General features: G+C 32.3%; 15 protein-coding genes and 1 riboswitch. Of the genes, 3 read left to right on the forward strand and 12 right to left on the reverse strand.

Annotation, left to right across the window (positions count from 1 at the left end; all coding sequences use genetic code 11):
- Window positions 1-45: 45 nt before the first annotated feature.
- Window positions 46-1,305: a helix-turn-helix domain-containing protein gene (locus CN692_RS18635; protein WP_098120663.1), complete on the reverse strand. Its 1,260-nt coding sequence runs from the start codon at window positions 1,303-1,305 to the stop codon at window positions 46-48.
- Window positions 1,306-2,054: 749 nt separating this feature from the next.
- Here CN692_RS18635 and CN692_RS18640 point away from each other — a divergent pair.
- Window positions 2,055-2,903: a MurR/RpiR family transcriptional regulator gene (locus CN692_RS18640; protein ID WP_098120664.1), complete on the forward strand. Its 849-nt coding sequence runs from the start codon at window positions 2,055-2,057 to the stop codon at window positions 2,901-2,903.
- A gap of 60 nt (window positions 2,904-2,963) precedes the next feature.
- On the opposite strand, the gene CN692_RS18645 is transcribed toward CN692_RS18640, so the two are convergent.
- Complete coding sequence (locus tag CN692_RS18645) at window positions 2,964-3,572, reverse strand: TetR/AcrR family transcriptional regulator (protein WP_098120665.1); 609 nt, start codon at window positions 3,570-3,572, stop codon at window positions 2,964-2,966.
- A 181-nt stretch (window positions 3,573-3,753) separates the two neighbouring features.
- Between CN692_RS18645 and CN692_RS18650 the strand changes: the two genes are divergently transcribed.
- Window positions 3,754-4,950, forward strand: a complete 1,197-nt coding sequence (locus CN692_RS18650; protein ID WP_098120666.1) for a YhgE/Pip domain-containing protein — start codon at window positions 3,754-3,756, stop codon at window positions 4,948-4,950.
- Between the two features lie 49 nt (window positions 4,951-4,999).
- On the opposite strand, the gene CN692_RS18655 is transcribed toward CN692_RS18650, so the two are convergent.
- From CN692_RS18655 to CN692_RS18690, 10 genes are all read right to left on the reverse strand, one after another.
- A complete protein-coding gene (locus tag CN692_RS18655) occupies window positions 5,000-9,169 on the reverse strand; it encodes a S8 family serine peptidase (protein WP_098120667.1) in 4,170 nt (1,389 codons plus the stop codon).
- 395 nt (window positions 9,170-9,564) lie between these two features.
- Window positions 9,565-9,741, reverse strand: coding sequence for a hypothetical protein (locus CN692_RS26235; protein WP_179874481.1), 177 nt, complete (start codon window positions 9,739-9,741; stop codon window positions 9,565-9,567).
- A 223-nt stretch (window positions 9,742-9,964) separates the two neighbouring features.
- Window positions 9,965-10,786: an MBL fold metallo-hydrolase gene (locus CN692_RS18660; protein ID WP_098120668.1), complete on the reverse strand. Its 822-nt coding sequence runs from the start codon at window positions 10,784-10,786 to the stop codon at window positions 9,965-9,967.
- A gap of 152 nt (window positions 10,787-10,938) precedes the next feature.
- The gene (locus CN692_RS18665; protein ID WP_257144074.1) at window positions 10,939-11,451 is read right to left on the reverse strand and encodes a YbaK/EbsC family protein; all 513 of its coding nucleotides are present in this window, start codon (window positions 11,449-11,451) and stop codon (window positions 10,939-10,941) included.
- Window positions 11,452-11,453: 2 nt separating this feature from the next.
- Window positions 11,454-12,452 (reverse strand): MBL fold metallo-hydrolase, encoded by a 999-nt coding sequence (locus CN692_RS18670; RefSeq protein WP_373605044.1) that lies wholly within the window; start codon window positions 12,450-12,452, stop codon window positions 11,454-11,456.
- Between the two features lie 216 nt (window positions 12,453-12,668).
- Window positions 12,669-12,845 carry a hypothetical protein gene (locus CN692_RS26240; protein ID WP_179874482.1) on the reverse strand — a complete coding sequence of 59 codons (177 nt, stop codon included), beginning with the start codon at window positions 12,843-12,845 and terminating at the stop codon, window positions 12,669-12,671.
- A gap of 271 nt (window positions 12,846-13,116) precedes the next feature.
- Window positions 13,117-13,578, reverse strand: a complete 462-nt coding sequence (gene ribH / locus CN692_RS18675) for a 6,7-dimethyl-8-ribityllumazine synthase (protein WP_098120670.1) — start codon at window positions 13,576-13,578, stop codon at window positions 13,117-13,119.
- Between the two features lie 17 nt (window positions 13,579-13,595).
- Window positions 13,596-14,789, reverse strand: a complete 1,194-nt coding sequence (locus CN692_RS18680) for a bifunctional 3,4-dihydroxy-2-butanone-4-phosphate synthase/GTP cyclohydrolase II (RefSeq protein WP_098120671.1) — start codon at window positions 14,787-14,789, stop codon at window positions 13,596-13,598.
- Between the two features lie 12 nt (window positions 14,790-14,801).
- Window positions 14,802-15,449, reverse strand: coding sequence for a riboflavin synthase (ribE, locus tag CN692_RS18685; protein WP_098120672.1), 648 nt, complete (start codon window positions 15,447-15,449; stop codon window positions 14,802-14,804).
- 333 nt (window positions 15,450-15,782) lie between these two features.
- Window positions 15,783-15,930, reverse strand: a riboswitch (FMN riboswitch).
- Between the two features lie 735 nt (window positions 15,931-16,665).
- Window positions 16,666-17,931, reverse strand: coding sequence for an APC family permease (locus CN692_RS18690; RefSeq protein WP_179874483.1), 1,266 nt, complete (start codon window positions 17,929-17,931; stop codon window positions 16,666-16,668).
- 131 nt (window positions 17,932-18,062) lie between these two features.
- On the opposite strand from CN692_RS18690, the gene CN692_RS18695 reads away from it, so the two are divergent.
- Window positions 18,063-18,959 (forward strand): LysR family transcriptional regulator, encoded by an 897-nt coding sequence (locus CN692_RS18695; protein ID WP_098120674.1) that lies wholly within the window; start codon window positions 18,063-18,065, stop codon window positions 18,957-18,959.
- Window positions 18,960-19,295 lie beyond the last annotated feature (336 nt).

Raw genomic sequence — 19,295 nt, forward strand, 5'->3', positions numbered from 1 at the left:
AAAAAAATACATAGACACGTTAATAAACGTTGTCTATGTATTTTTTTATAAGCTAACAAATGTATGTTCAATTGATTCATATAATTCAGCAGCTTTTTGAAAATCTTTGATTTCTATATAGTATTTATATAATTTCTTACCAAATTGTTCGATATAGAATTTATTATTAGTAGAATAAAAGAATGGGAGTGCCTCATCCGATAGATATTGGTAAAATTTTTCTCGAGCTCCCTCAGCCTTCAGCTTAAATAATTTAATAAGGGTAATATGTACTGGGCTTTTTAACAATTTTGCTAGAGCTAGTGCTCTTTTCATCACACCAAGAAGGATCTCTTTTTCTAATAATGTCCCTTCAGTACATGTCTCTAAATAATTGCACAAACGTCTTAAATAATTGATGGATTTTTTATTTTCGGTCTCATTAATACTTTCTTCAAAATAATATAATGCAGTTTCATATTCTTCTCGCTTAAAATACTTTACGCCAAGATTATTTAATAATATAGCCTTACGTTCCCGATCCCCTAATACTTCACAGTTATGAATTAAATCCTTGTAGCGTCCTACAACTTCATTAAAATTCATCTCTAACTCACTACCATACTGCAATAACATAAGCGTTTCAGAACTAATCGCAAATAAGTAATTATTCGTTCTCTGAAAATATTTAAGAGCCATTTCAGCATATTTATACGCCAATATTTTTGAGCTTCCATAATGATAGGCAATTGCAAGATGATGATAGTATTCTTCATTTCGATACTCATCGATATTAATCATCTTTAATACTTTAATTGCTTTTTGATGGTCTTCACTACTTAGGCTAGTATAATTCGAAATATAAAACATACCTTGAAGATGATAAAATAGATTTTTCTCGAAAGGAGATAACTCAGTAAATTCTTTTTTCACATATGTAAGTATTTGCTTAACCATATCTAAATTTTGATAATGAAAATAATACCTTGCTCTTAATAAATTATAGTGGGCTGCGTATTGTGAGTATTCAATAAAGGGCATTTGGTCAAGTTCTGCTTTACATTCTTCTATTTGGGCTTCTTTTTTCATTATTAATGCATCATGCCAAAGATGTAATTTTTTCTCTAAATTATAAAACGATTGGACTTCATGATTAATATTTATTCCTAAACGATCTGAAAATAAAGCGATAATATCAGGTGAGTATGCCGTCTTGCCTCTTTCAATTTTACTAACATGAGTAGTTGTACATATACCTTCTCCAAGCATAGCTTGAGTTAACCCCATTTTTTCACGATAAAACTTTATGATTTCCCCCTCAATCATATGCACCCTCCTCTATCTCTATAACCATATTTATCTAAATATTCTTTACTAAATTTTAATATCCTTTTAAGAAAAATACAATTAATGATTTTTACCTAAAACTAGTAAATTTTACTCCAAATCCAATTCAATATAACTAAAAAAAAGATAGAATTCCAAAATGAAATCCTACCTTAAAGACTATTTTATTATTTTTTTCGACATTACTTAAGGACTATCCGTCAAATAGATTTAATTTTATTAATTTCGAATTCAAACTAACTAAACAAACCTTTTTACCAGTATATATCACTTAATCCATTTATTTTGGAAATTAGCAAACCTCTCATTTTCCTCGTTTAACGTTCTAGATAAACTAATATTAATCTCTCTATAAATTTTAACGTTTTCTTTTATTGGTTTATGACTATATGTTTTGCCAACAAGTTCTAGATGTATTATTTACTACTCGCCTAATCCTTAAATTTGTATTCTAAGAAAACATTCCTTACTATACTACATATATGGAAAAATTGTATTTTAAATAGATTGTGTGAAAAAAATTTTTTCGTTAATACTAATAACATACAAAATAATTTTCACAAGAAAGGGTTTTCATATTATTATTAAAAAAACCTCTTTTTTCCTATATAATAATAATTAAGTAAATTATACTGCTTTTCAAAATCTTTAAAATAAATACATTATTATTTAAAAAACTATATTAATATTCATTCTAAAAAACTATTCCCTAAGAAGGTGTAAAGAACATGGAACAAACGAATAGCTTAGGTAAAATTCGTTCTTACTATGCACGATTAAGTGATAAAGAAAAGAAGATTGCTGACTATATATTACAAAATCCAAAGCATATTATTCATAGTACAATTACAGAAGTTGCTGAAGACTTGAACGTGGCTGACGCTACTGTTTTTAGATTTTGCAAGCGCATTGGATTTAAAGGCTATCAGGCCCTTAAAATTGCATTAGCAACAGAAATTATGACGCCAATACAGCAAATCCATGAGGAAATTAACGAAAAAGACGATGAAATAACAATCGCAAATAAAGTATTTCAATCTAATATTCGAACACTTGAAAATACTGCCCAAATTCTAGATAGTGCATCGATTAAAAAAGCAGTAAATCTGATCTTAAAAGCAAATAAAGTTGAATTATATGGAGTAGGCGGTTCTTCAATAATTGCAATGGATGCTTTTCATAAATTTATTCGTACAGGAATTAAAGCAAATTCATACACGGATTCACATTTTCAATTAATGTCAGCTTCTCAACTCACAAAGGATGATGTAGCCATCGTGATCTCACATTCTGGCTCCAATAAAGATATCTTGCGTATTTTGCAAGTATTAAATGAAAACGGTGTCAAAACAATTGGCATTACAGGTTTCCCGAAATCTGCCTTAAGTCAAAATGTTTCTGTTTCCCTGTATACATCATCTGAGGAAACAGAATATCGACCAGAGGCTCTAGCTTCAAGGATTGCTCAATTAAGTATCATTGATGCATTATATGTAAATTTAATGATCTTAAATTCTCACAAAGCTAAAACATCATTTGAAAAAGTAAGAACAGCCATATCAGAAACTAGATCTTAAATGAAGTGTTTAGAAAAAACAGGGACTAAAAGGGTATAGAAAACTCTTTTAGTCCCTCTTTTACTTAACGATTTGACTTACAAATTGCTTCATAAATTTTAATAATTTCATATGCATAATACCCATTTCTTCTGGCGAAATTGGTTCATCCTTATCTAACCATTCTTCCATAAGACCAAAAAAAGCTGAAGAAATAAACGCAGTTGTGTATTCATGAGGAAGATCAATCATATGTTCCTCCTCAATCATATTGATTATTTTTTCATAAATCGCTTCCTTAATATATTGCTTCATTTTTTTCGGAAATGCTGGATCCCCCTTTGTACTGATTAGTACTTTAATAAACCTTTGATTATCTTTTAAATAATGAAACACATTTAGAATTGGTGGATAGACCATGTCATTTGAATAAAACTCATTCAATTCTTTTGGTTTCATATACATAAGCCGATTTTGTAATTCTTCTAATATTTCATTTTGACTTTTTTCCATTAAATCGTATTTATCTCTATAATGTAGATAAAACGTACCTCGATTTAATCCAGCCTTTAATGTAATATCTCTTACTGATATCGCTTCGAATCCTTTTTCTTCAATTAAATCTAATAATGTCTCTTTTATTAATTCCTTCGTTTTTGCAACCTTCATTTCTCTCAATGATTGAGTCACTTTATATCATCCTTTAAATTATAGGTTTTTAATAAACACATAAGATAAATCTGTTTAGCAATGAACACATTTATGTTATTTGCTTATTGTGATTTATTAAAACTCATTGTAATATCAACACATAAGATTAGTCAACACGTTGTTCAGTAATTTCATGACTTAGGAAATAGGAGGTATTCAAATGAACTTATTTAAACAAAAACAAGCTATATTAGCGCCAATACTAGTATTAGTTGTTGCGATAATTTTCTCTCTTACATTAGCATCATCTGTTAATCCAACACCTAAAAATCTTCCAATTGCAATCGTAAACGAAGACCAAGGTATCCAAGTTCCTTCAAAAGGAACTGTTAATATAGGTAATATGATGGTTTCAAAAATAACTGAATTGTCCAAAGCGACAAATGGTGAAAAGCCAGCAATTAAATGGATTCAAGTTTCAAGTGAAGAAAAAGTACGTAAAGGTCTAGATGATCAAAAATATTACGGTGCTCTTATTCTTCCAAATGATTTAAGTAAAAATCAAGCTTCACTAAAAACAGCAAATCCTTCGCCAATAGCGATTAAAATTTTAGTAAACCAAGGTAAAAATACAACTGGCTCAACGATGGCTAGTCAAATGCTAACTCATATTGTAGAAAATCTTAGCCTAAATATTCATACCGAGATTTTTACTGAATTAAAGAAAAATGTGAACTCGATTTCAGTAAAACAAGCTGAAATATTAGCGAATCCACTCATAGCAAAGATTGAAAATGTAAATGCAATCGGGACACATACATCAAATGGTAACGCACCTGTCCTTTTAATAACACCTCTTTGGATGTCTAGTTTAATTGGAGCAGTTATTGTCTTTTTAGCGAAAAAGAAAACTCAAACATCAAATAAAGTTGGAAAACTAAAAGTTATTTTTGAACAATTATTTTTAGGAGTTATCTTATCATTCCTAATCGGTTTTGGAATAACATTAATGGCAAAGTGGATGGGAATCACCCTTCCAAACTTCTTAGATGTGGCACTCTATTTAACAATTGCTTATTTCTGTTTCCATATCCTTATTTCTGCTGTACTATCATGGATAGGTTTCGGTGGAGTTGGTATCTTTGCCCTAATCTTCTTCTTCTCTGGTTCTTTAATTGGTATGCCAAAAGAGCTTTTACCAGCTTTTTCAAAAGACTGGATTTACTCTTGGGTTCCAATGCGATTTGGAGCTGACGGATTAAGAGAAATATTCTATTTTGACAAAGGATTATCAATGAGTCATCCAATGACGATTATCATTTGGATCGGTATTATTTCTGTACTAGTCTTATTCTTATCTGCTGTTAAGCCGAATAAAGAAGTACTAAGTCAAACAGAAGCAGTTACAATGAAGTAAATTGCACAACAAAAAGGGAAACCAACTCAAGTTGGTTTCCCTTTTCTTATTACTGATCTAATCCTAAATCTTTTAAGATGTCTTCTAAAGTCTTGCCTTTATAAGTGGTTTTTGGTTTCTGCACATTATTAACTGTAGGATTTTGTAATCCAAAGTTTTTCTCAATAAAATACATGTCTTTTTCATCTACTACTTTGTCGAAGTTAAAGTCTGTTGTATTTTTATTTGTACCCCAATATGTTTGTACAGCTACTGCGTCTAAAATGTCGATTACATTATCTTTATTGACATCACCAGCCGCTCCACTTGTTAAATTCCAAAGCATTCTCTTTCCTACATATTCACCGCGTACATTATCTGATAGATTCATTTTTCTATACATTGTAAAATGACCAGGCACATCGATTTTTACAGTATAAGGTTTTGGATCAGCCTTCATACCTTCAGCAGTATATTGACCACTACTGTTATAGATTGGAGCATCTACAATCGTTTTTCCGTCATATGAAGTAACGGTTACTTTTGCACCGATTTTACTTGCATCAACTGCATAATTCTTTTCACCAGTAGCTGGATCATATAAACCTTCTGATAATAAAGCTCCATCTGTTCTTGAATAAGCTTCCTTAATTTTATAAGTGTCCATATAAGCGTAGACGTTACTTGTTTCTATATTTGATTGATCAATCGTTGATGCTTTCATTGTATACCAATCAAACGGCGCACCTTTAGTCCACTTCTCTGCTGTTTTTATGTCGAAATTAAATAGTTGTAAATCCTCTGGTAAAGATTTCGTTCCATTATAAGTAAATGTAAATGTATAAAGTAGTGTACCAGCTGCAGCTGGTTCTGAAGATACAGTTATATTCGCATCTCCAAATTGTTTTACTGCATCATTTACTACTACATTTTGAATTGTTGCAAGATTTGGATCTACTTTTAAATTTATTTTAGTAGTTTTTAAGTTTTTCACATTATTTGAACGAACACTGTAATTTACAATATCGCCAGTTGTAACAGTTTGTTTATTTGGTTTTAAGTAATAGTATGGAAAATGCTGATCGACAAATACGATTCTTAAATCAGTCGATGCGTTTCCAGTAAAATTTCTAGCTGCATCAAATCCATAAAATGAAACTTGCAATGGTGTAGAACGCTTCTTAACTAAAATTTTATCCTTATAGTCTCCATTTATATCTGTATACTTTGGTTTTGCTGGGAATGGGCTATCGTAAAAAGATACAACTGCATTGCTTGATTGATCTACTGGTATACCTAATTTACTTGCTTCTTCAGTTTCTGGATCATTTAAGTTAATATTAAAATCATATAAAAACTGTCCATTCGAATCAAATTGACTATCTTTATATTCAATTACTTTTTGATCTAAATTATCAAAGCTAGACGTCATAGTTGGTGCTCCAGCGTCAAAGAAGAAATCACCTGTTTTAGTGAAAACTTTACCTTTATCATTTGTTCCAATCATTTTTAATCGATATTTACCTGCTGTTGCATTACTCGGCTCACTGCTAATTGGATTTTTCGCATCACCAGTAAATGGATAGTAAATTGAATTAAATCCCCTTCCAATCGTATAAGATTGATTTTCATTCAATGTAATCGGTGTAAAAGAACCGACTAAACCTAGATCCTCACCAGTTTCAGCATCTTGTAACACTACCTCTAATGTTTTCATATGTGATTTTAATGAGTAAGTAAAGCTTACAAACGGATTCGCATTTTCTGGCCAGTCCGTATTCATACCAAACATCGGGTTATTGATCTTAAAGGTGTCGATTCCTTCATCAACAAAACGTCCACCAAATGGAATTTGATAAGTTTCGGTAGAATCCGCTGTATTTGTAAATGTAATATATCCTTCATATGTCCCTTTTTCAGCTGTCTTTGGAATGTTTAAGTTAAACTTAACATTCTTCTGGCTAATTCCATTTAATTTTACAGAAGTAGCTCCAGTTAATGTTACATTATTCCCGGCCGCGTCTTTAGATCCTCTTAATCCAGTTTGGAATTTCACATCTACTTTAAATGTTTTCGCTTTTTCACTACGATTCTTTAACGTAATATTACGGGAATCCGTAATGTCTTGATCATTAGAACCATATGAACCGAAGCTTATGCCACCAGTTAATTCTTTAATTGATTTTTCTTTTCCATTAATAATCGTTGAAGTTTGGTCTACTACTTCTAATTCTACGTTCGAGTGAATTGCTTCATATGCATCTACTCTTCCACTACCTACTTCAAATACGCTATAAGCTTTCGATAATGGATCAGCTGTGTTCATTAAAATCGATTTAATATCCTCAGGTTGTAAATCTTTATTTGATTGAAGTAATAATGCTGATACACCTGCTACATAAGGTGTTGCCATAGATGTACCCGATAAGCGCGCAAAAGCATATTGATAATCTTCAGGTTTTGATCCATCATCTGTTTTATTATTTATATAAAATGGTACAGTTGAAAGAATGGCTACGCCTGGAGCAGTCACTTCTGGTTTAATATCGTAGTTAGTGCGTGATGGACCTCTTGAACTAAATGCTGCTAATTCATCTGATGCTGTTTGTATCTTTTTAAAATCGCCAAAAGTGAAATCTGATGCACCAGCTTTGATTGCAGCCGAAATTTCTAAACCTTCTTCATTTGAAACAGAAAATGCAGGAATTGCGTCCACTGATTCACCAAGGAAAGCTTGAATTGCACCTTCAGCTTTATTTGTTTCATCATTATACATTAATACGCCTACAGCACCGTTTGCTTTTGCGTTTTTAATTTTATCAATTAATGCAATCGTACCACGTTTAATAAATGCTATCTTTCCTTTTACATCTTTACCGGTGAAATCTGCTGGGTTTCCAAGACCAACATCAACTAATTGATAAGTTTTTCCTTTTAGTGATGTCATATTATCTGAATAATTTTGAGCTAATTGTATTGCTGAATAGTTCTTTCCATTATTTACCCCTGCATATTGATAAACATCTAAAGCGACTGACGATGCACCAACTGTTAACGCTAATGCCGCAGCTCCAGGTGAACCAAGTGTATACATTTGATCGCCAGTATTTCCTGCTGCAACGACTGTTGTAATACCACTTAATACAGCGTTGTTTACTGCAATTGAAGTTGCAGCCATTGGATCATTTAAAGCTGCACCAAGTGACATATTAATAACGTCCATACCGTCTTGAACTGCACGGTCGATCCCTGCAAGAATGGCATCTGTTGTTCCACTTCCATATGGTCCAAGCACACGGTAAGAGTATAAATCTGATTCCGGTGCTGTACCTAACGTTTTATAATCACTATTTGCTTTACCACGTCCACCTATAATTCCAGCTACATGCGTACCATGCTCAGTATAATAAGTCTCTGAATTACTAATTTCAGGTTTACCTGATTTCTTCCAATCCGCATATGTTGTTTCCATAGGATCATTATCGTTATCTACGAAATCGTATCCACCTTTATAAGCAGACTTCAAATCTGGGTGGTTATAATCCATACCCGTATCTAAAATCCCAACTTTAATTCCTTTACCAGTAAATCCTTCCGTATGTAAACGATCTAACGCATCATATGGAGTATAGTTTCCAACATTTGTTTCATCCGCTTTTAGTTGTTCATTTTCTTTTGGTGGATCAATTGAAAATGTTTGGTTACTCCAAACTGTTTTAACGGCTTTAGATGTTAGTAGATTTTTAATTTGATTTGCTGGTAGTGTCATGGAAACACCATTAAAAGCATTTTTATACGAACGATTTATTTTATAATCCACTTTTTTACTTTTTTCACTTTTCAATACTTGAGCAATATCTTTCGTAAAAGTATCATGGTCTTGATCGATTAGCGCTTCAGCATCAGATTTTGTTAAACTTTTACCTTCTACACTCGCCTCAATTTGTGCTACTTTAACAGGCTGATTTACAAATTCAACAACGACACTTGTTTGCTCTGTAGAGTTCAAATCAATATCTGAAGAAATTTGAAGCCCTGATTCTTCATTCGTTGAAAGCTCTTTAAGAGCCGCTCTTTGCTGTGCAGTTAAGTTAGAAAGAATGTCATCTGCTTTACTTGGACTTGCTGCATTTGATACATTTGATGCTTGTCCAAGAGAACCTAAAATAAAACTAGATGTTAAAGCTAACACTGTAAACCCTTTAAGAACTACCTTGCCCTTCTCTCTCTTTTCCCCCATCTTTCTTCCTCCAGTTCATTCATACAATTAATTACAAAAAACTTCTTTTTATGACAAAATCCACTATAATTACTCATTTAAAACAAATAATTTTCGTGCATTTATCTTAATTAAATTATCGTGAATATTCTGTTTTTAATCAACCGGGTTATTATAAACCTTTATGTATCAACGTTTTTCTTAAACATTATGAAAAACGACAAAATTCTACAAAGAATTCATCTCATATTAACCCGTCTTTTAACGTTGTTGGAGGCTTGTTTTATATTTTAATTAACTTATAAAGAAATTTTTAATGATATTTTTAGATAAGGGCTCTGTATTTGATTTTTCAAATAAAAAAAGGTTGTCAAGTTAGACAACCTTTAGAGCTCTTATTGAACGAATGCAGTGCGTTAGTTCAATTGTTTCTTATTACGATTTCTTTTTACAACATAGTCCCAAATTGAATACACAGCACTTTGAGCAAACAGCAAGACAAGTATCCAAACACTAATATTTTGCAAATTCGATTTTGTGATTAGGATAACAATAGGTACGAAGATTAAGCTAATAACTAAAAATTTTATCATTTTATCCCCTCTGGCCACTTTTTTACAATTCCAATATTTTACAACTATTTGACTATATTATTAATTCTAGATTAAAATTAATAGTCCTTTTCTTATTGGAATATGGTTCCATTTAATTAGATAAAAAAATCAACAATCCGCTTTATTATATGCTTGTTTTTAGTTTTTTTACTTAAATGCGGGAAGAACAAAAAAGGACCAAAAATTGGCCCTTTCCAGTCTATTAAGTATCAAATAATGTCCCTTCCAATGCTTCTATATATCTATTAGCTGAATTATGAACGACGAGTTTTCCATTTTCTTTTACAATCCCATGAAATGCATTATAAATCCTATCAAACTTTAACGTTTCTACAACCTCTGATATTTCTTTAACTTTTTTTGCAGGTAATGGGATTAGATTAGGGTAGCTGTACATAAAACTTACCCACTTTGGATCTGCGACTACTTGAATTATATCTCCCGTTAACAGTACACCTTTTTGCTCATTTCCAGTTTGCCATTCTAATACAGCCCCACCTTTATAGTGTCCACCTAGCCGGCGAATGTTAACTCCATTATCTAGCTCTAACGATTCACCTGACCAAAAAATAATCTTATCACTTTGTCTCGTAACCCACTCTTGATCATCCTCGTGTATGTATACTGGTACATCAAATTCTTCTGCCCATTCAATTTTACTAGAGTAGTAGTGTGGATGTGATAGTGCAATTGCATCGAGTCCCCCTAAGCGCTTTATTTCTTCAATAGTTTTCTCATCTATATAGGACACACAATCCCATAATAAATTAAATCCCTTATTCTTAACGAGATAGGCGGTTTGCCCAATACCAAACTTCGGACTAGTCTGTATACTAAATAGGTTCTCTTCTTCAAAACGTATAATGTTTTGAAAGTTCTTTTCCTTCATCAATTGTAATGTTGTCCAAGTTTGTCCATTAGGATTGATGTATTGTCTTTCTTCAGAACAAATTGTGCAGTACATAGGAGGATAATTAGATTTGTTATACTGTACGCCACATGTCGTACACATAAAATTTAACATCTACTCATTCATCTCACTTTCCCTCGAATTTACTCTGAACATTTTCTTAAAGGTAAAAATTCCCAATAAAAAAAGACACATTTAAGTATAGTAAATCAAAAACTGATTTATTACACTTGTATGCGCCTAAACGATTAAAGTTATGTATTCTATTATTTAATTTTTACAACCTTACCTTTTGTCATTTCAATCAGTTCTGTTGGTGTTAACTGAAAAATTGCTTTTGGATGGCCTGCTGCAGCCCATACTTCACTATACTGTAATAGATCTTCATCAATAAAGGTGATTATTGGATTTTTGTGGCCAATTGGTGCCACTCCTCCGATTACAAATCCTGTTTGTTCACGCACGAAGTCAGCATCTGCTTTCCCTAATTGATCATTTAGAACTTGCTCTATTTGTTTCTCATTAACTCGATTTATACCACTTGCTACTACTAATACAGGGCTATTTGAGCTTTCTATTTTAAATATAATGGACTTAGCTATTTGAGCCACTTCACAATTTAATGCATCCGCTGCTTCCTTTGCTGTCCTTGCACTATTTGGAAGTTCTATGACTTTATTTGAATAGCCTAACTCAAAAATTAAATCTTGAATGATTTGCGCACTTTCTTTTAATCCTTCCACTAGATCCCATCCCTTTAAATTAATATTAAATTTCAAACTTACTTCCACCAAATAGAATTAGGGAATTCACCTGTGCTTAGATTGATTGTTTCACCTATTTTAGGTGTCGAGTACTTTACCCCATTTTCTTTAGCCGCTTTTACAGCTCGTTCAATCGGATCATTCCAATCATGAAATGCCAATGTAAAAGCACCAAAATGAATTGGTACAAGAACCTCACCTTTTACATCGATAAATGCTTTAACAGTTTCTTCCGGTAACATATGAATTGCAGACCATCGCTTATCGTATTGACCGCACTCCATTAGCGCTAGATCAAACGGACCATATTTTTCACCAATTTCCTTAAAATGTGGTGCATAACCGCTATCTCCACTAAAGTAGATTTTCGTTTTCTCTCCAATGATGACCCATGAACACCACAAAGTACTGTTACGATCCGTCAAACTTCTTCCAGAGAAATGTCTTGCAGGAGTACAAGCTAATGTTAAATGCTCAAACTTAAATTCTTCCCACCAATTATGTTCAGAAATATTCTCTTTAGGGACACCCCAGCTCACTAAGTGACTACCTACTCCTAGAGGAACAATAAATCGATCTACTTTCTGTTTGATTTTTTTTATCGTACCGTAATCCAAATGGTCATAATGATCATGCGATAAAATGACGGCATCTATTTTTGGTAATTCACTAATCTCGATCGGCAATCCACCACTATATCTCTTACCACCAAATTGTGGAAATGGTGTTGGTGCGTTCCCAAACATTGGGTCAACTAAAATCGTTTTACCTTCGATTTCAATTAATAACGCCGAATGGCCAAACCAAGTAATTTTAGCATCTTTATTTTTTGAATAAAATGCTGAAGCACCGATTTTCTCCATTGGAATACCATTTTTAGGTTTTCGATTCGGGCTTTTCTTAGCAAAATCTCTAATCATAGAAATATTTGTTTTAAAATCCATACTCATACTCGTAGGAACTTGATTTATAAATTTACCTTTTTCATAATGATCTAAAGTCTGGAAAGTTTCCATTTGTTCTTTTGAATATCGCTTACCAAAATGCGGATATGTATTTAAAAACGTTATGATCATAATAACTAGTAATATTAAAATTAGTAAAAATAACATTTAACGTCTACCTCCAAAAATATTTCTACTAAAATTTACACTACCACAAATTAAGAAGATTAAACAAATATTCAGATTGTTATTTACTAAAAAAAACACCTTTATGATTAATTAAGGTGTTCACTTTAATTTCCTTTCTAGAATATCAATTTCTTTTTCTAACTGTTTCATTACTTGAGCCAGTTCACCTTCGGTTGCTTCACCTCGGCTGATGATTTTATATCCAAATAAGAGATTGGATTGTCGTTCAATTAACATATTCTCTAATTCATTTCTTGTTTTTACTTTTAAATACATATTTACGGATTCACCTCCTTGTTTGCTGTTGTTCAATATAAAAATTTATGGTTTCACTCGATCTATTACCTCAATACTATAATCAAATCTTATCAGTTTTACTTATAAACAAATGGAACATATTATTAAAAGTTTGTGAAATCTATTGATATTAAAATCAGCGCAAATCCTTTTATTTTTTAGCTTAACTCCTTATCCGATAGTCAAATATTAAACAAAAAAGAGAGGGAAAATTCCCCTCTCTTTAACTAGTTTCTTCTATTATATATGCTTAGTTAATAGCTCTTAATAAATTTGCCATCTCAATTGCAGAAATACCAGCATCCCAGCCTTTATTACCAGCTTTCGTTCCCGCTCTTTCAATCGCTTGTTCAATATTTTCAGTTGTTAATACGCCAAAAATGACAGGTACTCCAGTTTGTAGTGTAATAGCAGCAACACCTTTTGCTACCTCGTTACATACGTAATCATAGTGAGTAGTTGATCCACGAATAACTGTTCCAAGTGTGATGATTGCATCGTATTTTTTTGAATCTGCTAATTTCTTTGCAATTAATGGAATTTCAAATGCTCCTGGTACCCAAATAACATCAACGTCTGATTCTTCTACTCCATGACGAACTAATGCATCCTGTGCACCACCAAGTAATTTAGATGTAATAAATTCATTAAAACGTCCTACTATTACCGCAACTTTAAGTCCAGATCCTACTAAATTTCCTTCAAATTTCATCTTAATCTCTCCCATTTTTAATAGTTTAGTAAATGTCCCATTTTTTCTATTTTTGTACTTAAATATTTTTCGTTTTCCATTTTCATTTCAGTTTGAATTGGTACTCGATGATTTATCTGTATTCCATAAGATACTAGAGCATCTATTTTAACTGGATTATTCGTTATTAAATCAATACTCGATATACCTAAATCTTTAATAATTTGAGCACTTATTGCATAATCTCTTAAATCGGCATCAAATCCTAAGTTCAAATTTGCTTCAACCGTATCAAAGCCTTCTTCCTGTAATTTGTATGCTCGTAACTTATTGAGTAATCCAATTCCTCTACCTTCTTGGCGCATATAAACAATTACGCCTTTTCCAGCCTCTTCAATCATCGATAGTGTGGATTGTAACTGAGGTCCACAGTCACAACGACATGATCCGAAAACATCGCCTGTTAAACATTCCGAATGAATACGTACAAGTGCTGGTTCACCATCGTCAACTTTACCTTTTACAATCGCGATATGTTCCTTACCATCGATTTCATTTGTATATCCAATCATTTTAAAATCACCAAAATCAGTTGGTAATTTAATTTCAACTTCTCTTTGTACAAGTTGTTCAGTTTCACGTCTATAATGAATTAAATCTTTAATCGTAATCATTTTTAAATTAAACTTGTTTGCGACTTGAATTAAATCTGGCACTCGTGCCATCGTTCCATCATCATTCATAATTTCACAAATGACACCAACTTCTTTTGAACCGGCCATTCGAGCTAAATCCACCGCTGCTTCAGTATGACCTGGTCGCTCAATAACGCCTCCGTTTTTAGCGACAAGTGGAAACATATGCCCAGGTCTTTTAAAATCTGCTCCAGTTGATTCCTCATTTAACATTTGCAAAACAGTATGAGAACGTTCAAATGCCGAAATACCAGTAGTAGAATCAGCATGATCAATACTTACTGTAAAAGCAGTACCGTGAGAATCTGTATTTTTTGCTACCATTTCATATAAATCTAGCTTCTTTGCTATTTTTTCAGAAACCGGCGCACAAATTAATCCACGACCATATGTAGCCATAAAATTAATATTTTCAGGAGTTGCATATTCTCCTATGACAACAAAATCTCCTTCATTCTCCCTGTCTTCATCATCACAAACAATAATTATTTTTCCATTTTTCAAGTCTTCAATTGCTTCTTCTATTTTAGAGAACATGAGCCTACTCCTTTATATATAACCATTTTGAGATAAAAATGAAGTTGTTATTGAAGATTCCTTTTTCTTCTCAGCCATACCAAGCATTTTCTCGACATACTTACCTAATAAATCAAATTCAATATTAACAACGTCTCCAACTTTTTTACTACCTAAAATTGTATGTGAGCGAGTATGAGGAATTAAAGAAATCATTACAAGATCAGTTTCAACTTCAAATATTGTTAAACTTGTACCGTCAATCGTTATGCTACCTTTTTGAATACAATATTTAGCAAATCGACTCGGAATATTAATTTTATAGACCACAGCATTTTCCATTGAATTAACGGCAACTATTTTACCTGTACCATCAATATGTCCAGATACAACATGCCCACCAAACCTACCATTTGCAGCCATTGCTCGCTCTAAATTTACTTTTTGACCAGAAGCCAATGTACTTAGATTAGATGCTTGAAATGTTTCAGGCATAACATCAACAGAAAATTCATTTTTAGTAAAATCGGTAACAGTTAAACAAACACCATTAACAGAGATACTGTCTCCTAGATGAACATCCTCAAGAATCTGTAATGCTTCAACTGTTAACACTAAAGTTTTACCTTTTTTTACGATATTTTTTACTGTTCCTATTTCCTCAATGATTCCAGTAAACAAGTTTTGTCACCTCATTCCAAAGAAGCGTATTACACTCAAGTCCAATAAATGACTTTGTAAGATCCAACTCTAATTTCATAACTAGTTGATCCACCTTATCACACCTTCTAATTCAAATTAATTTGAAAAAGTGAAAAAGCCCCTTAGAAAACTCCTAAGGGGCAATAGATGTTTAAGAAAGGAAGCATACTTAAATAAACGCTAGTACAATATGTATCTGTTAAAAGACAGTATTGTAGCACGTCTATTGTTGTACCTACTAATTAAGCACAACGAACTAAGCCTATATGAGTAGTAAATTTGAAAAAAACAAACAACTATCCATATATGCACTCCATCCTTCTCCCATCCAGACTATACTGTCGGCTCTAGATTCTAACTAGATCAGCAACATATAAAAAATCTATATGAAGCTCACGGGCTTAGTATAAAAATATACAACACCGCCGGTTGGGATTTTCACCCGACCCCGAAGGACACACTAATTATCAAATTTGGTTTCATTATAACGAGCAATTTTTTGAATGTAAAGAAATTATGACTTTATTTTTTTAAAAAACTATTTAAAATAAAACAAAATTAAGGCATAAAACCATATGGAATATGGATTTTTCTCGCTCTATTTTTTTTCGAGTTTTTCCGTTTTTATTGTTTAATTTCTTAAATGATAATTCTATCTTTAATTTTTCTAAACGGATTGGAAATAAATAGAAAAAATGTATAAATATTAATTATTAAAGGAAACAATGAAACAATTTCAACTTGAAAATGTGATACAAAGAGCAAAAAATATTCTTCTAGAAATGCAACGATTTTTCTTAGAGTCAGACTATATTTTTATCAAGTATATATACACATTTACATTTTACCGTTATATCGTTTTGTCACGATTATCCAAATATTCCTTAATCATATTTCACTAAAAAACTTTAGATTCATATGTGCTATATTAGCCATTCACAATCATTCCCATAAGTAATAAGCCTATATTTATTTTTTTAAAATACACAACTCTAACAAAACAACTCCTACCACCATACTCACTCTTAGTATAAAAATATGGATTGATTAAACTTTTCTTCATCTCAAGAAAACTGATCTGTTTTATAGACACTACCATTTTTTCATTAAACATAAATATACATAAAAAGGAATTATTATTACTTTTTCAAAAAAAAAAGAAACTTCTTTTGATTGAAGTTTCTCTACTATCCTTTTATTCATTTCCAACCTGTAGAATATGATCATGTTGTTTGGAATCTCTTTTTTGAAGCCAAATAAAGTACAATGAAATTAATGTGATCACTCCAAGAATAATTGTTGAAGAAAACACGAGTATTCCTAAAAAGCACACTGCTAAAAGTAATGAACCGATTTTAAAAAATACAGAATCAAATAATCGAAAACAGGCTAAAACTCCTAGTAAAGCGTTACATAGAAAGAATGCATTTGCAATTGCTACAAGAGTTTGTATACTAAGAAAACCGTTATAATAAAGGATAAATACGATAATGTGAACGCAGAACAAAATAAATAATGAACGAGTTGCTACATTATTTTTATTTTTAAAAGAAAGCCAAGAAGGTAATAAACCATTTTTTGCTTGATCGGTGATTAGTCTTGATACTGCTCCGATTACTAATAGCACTGTACTAATGCAAAGCGCAATTGTAATTGATGAAATAATTGGAGTTGACCAACTTCCAAATAAACTTTGAAGTAACGGTGCTAAAGATTGATCCATACTATCTCCATTTTTAGAGTGAATCCACTGAAAAGCAAATGCGACTGTTAAACTGACAACTGCTATGATAGAAAAACTCAATATTACAGCTCTTGGAATTGTTCGTTCAGGAGTATTTACTTCTAAAGAATAGCTACCGATTACTTCCCACCCAATTAAAGCCCAAAATAATAAAAGTAAACTTTCCCCAAAATTAGAAACAGTAATGGGACTTTCTAAAGTGAAGCTTCCATCAACTGTAAATAATGTGTGAACACTCCCGACTATCAATGTCACAACAATAAAGCTAGACATGAAAAACGCAAATTTACCAATATCAGCTATACTTCTCGTTAAAATGATGTAAACAAAACATACGATTCCTAAAGCTAGCCACTTTTCATTGAAAAAACTTTGATTCGTCAGTAATTGTAAATAATGACCTGCCGTACCTGTAACGGCAATAGGCCCAAAGCAAACTGCTAATAAAAAGAAAATGGCTGAAAGATTTTTTATTTGTGTACCAAATGCACGTTCAACTGCTAATGGCACTCCAGAATCTCCCGGGATCATCAAACTTAATTTACCAAACATTAGTGCAAAAATTAAACTTAATCCAAGCATAATAATCCATGCAAAAATAGCATAATTCCCAGCAGTTTCATACACTGCGGGTGGTAAAATAATAATTCCCGAACCTAAAATAGGTCCAATCATCAATCCGCTGAGCAACAGAAAACCAATTTTTCGATTCCTCATCATTATCCCTCCAAAAGTTATTGAAACAAATTGTAATCTCGTATACTTTAATTATATGAACCGACTTTCAATCGGTAAAATGAATAGTTACGATATAATCCATCGGAAATTTCGATACATTGGAGGTTTATATGGAAATCCGTCATTTAGTAACCTTTAAGTCAATTGTGGATATGGGTGGATTTTCTAGAGCCGCTGTCCATCTCGGATATGCACAATCTACAATTACCGCACATATTCAAGCACTTGAACAAGAATTAGGTGTACCTTTATTTGACCGTATTGGCAAAAAAGTTCAACTGACTGACGTCGGTGAAAATTTTCTAGTTCACGCGATTGAAATGATTCAGCTCTATACGAAAGCAAAAGATGTGTTTCAAATGGAAAATGAAGAAGTAGTAACATTAAAAATTGGTGCACCTGAATCTTTAACGATTTATCGTCTTCCACAAATCATTCAAGCATTTCGATCGCAAAATCCAAAAGTAAATATATTAATGAAATCTGGTTCATGCTGGGAATTACAAGATGAATTACGGAGAGGAGATCTTGATATTGCCTTTTTCCTACAGGCCCCACTAACGGACTCCGATTTATACATGGAAACACTTATCGAAGAACCTCTTGTTATTTTGCTTCCTCCAGAATCTGATACTAGAATACTTTCATCGTTTAAACTAAATACGAATGAAAACATAATCCTCACAGAACAAGGTAGCTATCGCGATTATTTTGAAGCTTTTCTAAGAAGCAAAGGCATCGCAACTGAGTCTGGAATGGAATTTTGGAGTGTGGAGGCAATTAAACAATGTGTAATGTGCGGACTAGGAATTTCGATGCTACCACTCGTAACAGTTCAAAGTGAAATGCAGCAAAACAAACTGAAAATCATAAATTGGGATACAAATTTAGGGAGTGTATCAACAATTATGTCTTGGCATAAAAACAGATGGCAGTCCCGCGCTGCTCGTACGTTTATGGAAGTTGTAAGAGAGCAGTCTCCTTTATGGAATCATGTTTTTAAATAAAAAGGCTTGCTGAATTTTGAAAAAGGCGAACACTTAGTGAACTTTGTTGATAAAGATGTGAACTTTGTTGATATCGTGGTTATTTTTGTTGATATAATAGTGGTTTTTGTTGATATAGTAACGATAATTGTTGATAAATCGTGCAGACTGAGCCTAGAGGGGGTCGAATCATAGTTTCTCCGTTGAACCTCGGTCTATTTTATTGTTAATAACCCTACTTTTCTTATTCATTCGCACTATTTCTTGGTGATTCGCGGTCTTATTTGCAGTTATCCAGATTTTAATTGCAGATTTGATTATTTTATTTGCAGATTTTCCAAATTTATTTGCAGTTTT

Origin of the sequence: Bacillus sp. AFS002410, assembly GCF_002556365.1 — a bacterium.
In the GTDB taxonomy this organism is placed as follows: domain Bacteria; phylum Bacillota; class Bacilli; order Bacillales; family Bacillaceae_G; genus Gottfriedia.

Bases quoted from the DNA above. Each gene is read 5' to 3' on its own strand.
- CN692_RS18635 (WP_098120663.1), bottom strand. From the start codon at position 1,305: ATGATTGAGGGGGAAATCATAAAGTTTTATCGTGAAAAAATGGGGTTA.
- CN692_RS18640 (WP_098120664.1), top strand. From the start codon at position 2,055: ATGGAACAAACGAATAGCTTAGGTAAAATTCGTTCTTACTATGCACGA.
- CN692_RS18650 (WP_098120666.1), top strand. From the start codon at position 3,754: ATGAACTTATTTAAACAAAAACAAGCTATATTAGCGCCAATACTAGTA.
- CN692_RS18655 (WP_098120667.1), bottom strand. From the start codon at position 9,169: ATGGGGGAAAAGAGAGAGAAGGGCAAGGTAGTTCTTAAAGGGTTTACA.
- CN692_RS26235 (WP_179874481.1), bottom strand. From the start codon at position 9,741: ATGATAAAATTTTTAGTTATTAGCTTAATCTTCGTACCTATTGTTATC.
- CN692_RS18660 (WP_098120668.1), bottom strand. From the start codon at position 10,786: ATGTTAAATTTTATGTGTACGACATGTGGCGTACAGTATAACAAATCT.
- CN692_RS18670 (WP_373605044.1), bottom strand. From the start codon at position 12,452: ATGGAAACTTTCCAGACTTTAGATCATTATGAAAAAGGTAAATTTATA.
- CN692_RS26240 (WP_179874482.1), bottom strand. From the start codon at position 12,845: ATGTATTTAAAAGTAAAAACAAGAAATGAATTAGAGAATATGTTAATT.
- ribH (WP_098120670.1), bottom strand. From the start codon at position 13,578: ATGAAATTTGAAGGAAATTTAGTAGGATCTGGACTTAAAGTTGCGGTA.
- CN692_RS18680 (WP_098120671.1), bottom strand. From the start codon at position 14,789: ATGTTCTCTAAAATAGAAGAAGCAATTGAAGACTTGAAAAATGGAAAA.
- CN692_RS18690 (WP_179874483.1), bottom strand. From the start codon at position 17,931: ATGAGGAATCGAAAAATTGGTTTTCTGTTGCTCAGCGGATTGATGATT.
- CN692_RS18695 (WP_098120674.1), top strand. From the start codon at position 18,063: ATGGAAATCCGTCATTTAGTAACCTTTAAGTCAATTGTGGATATGGGT.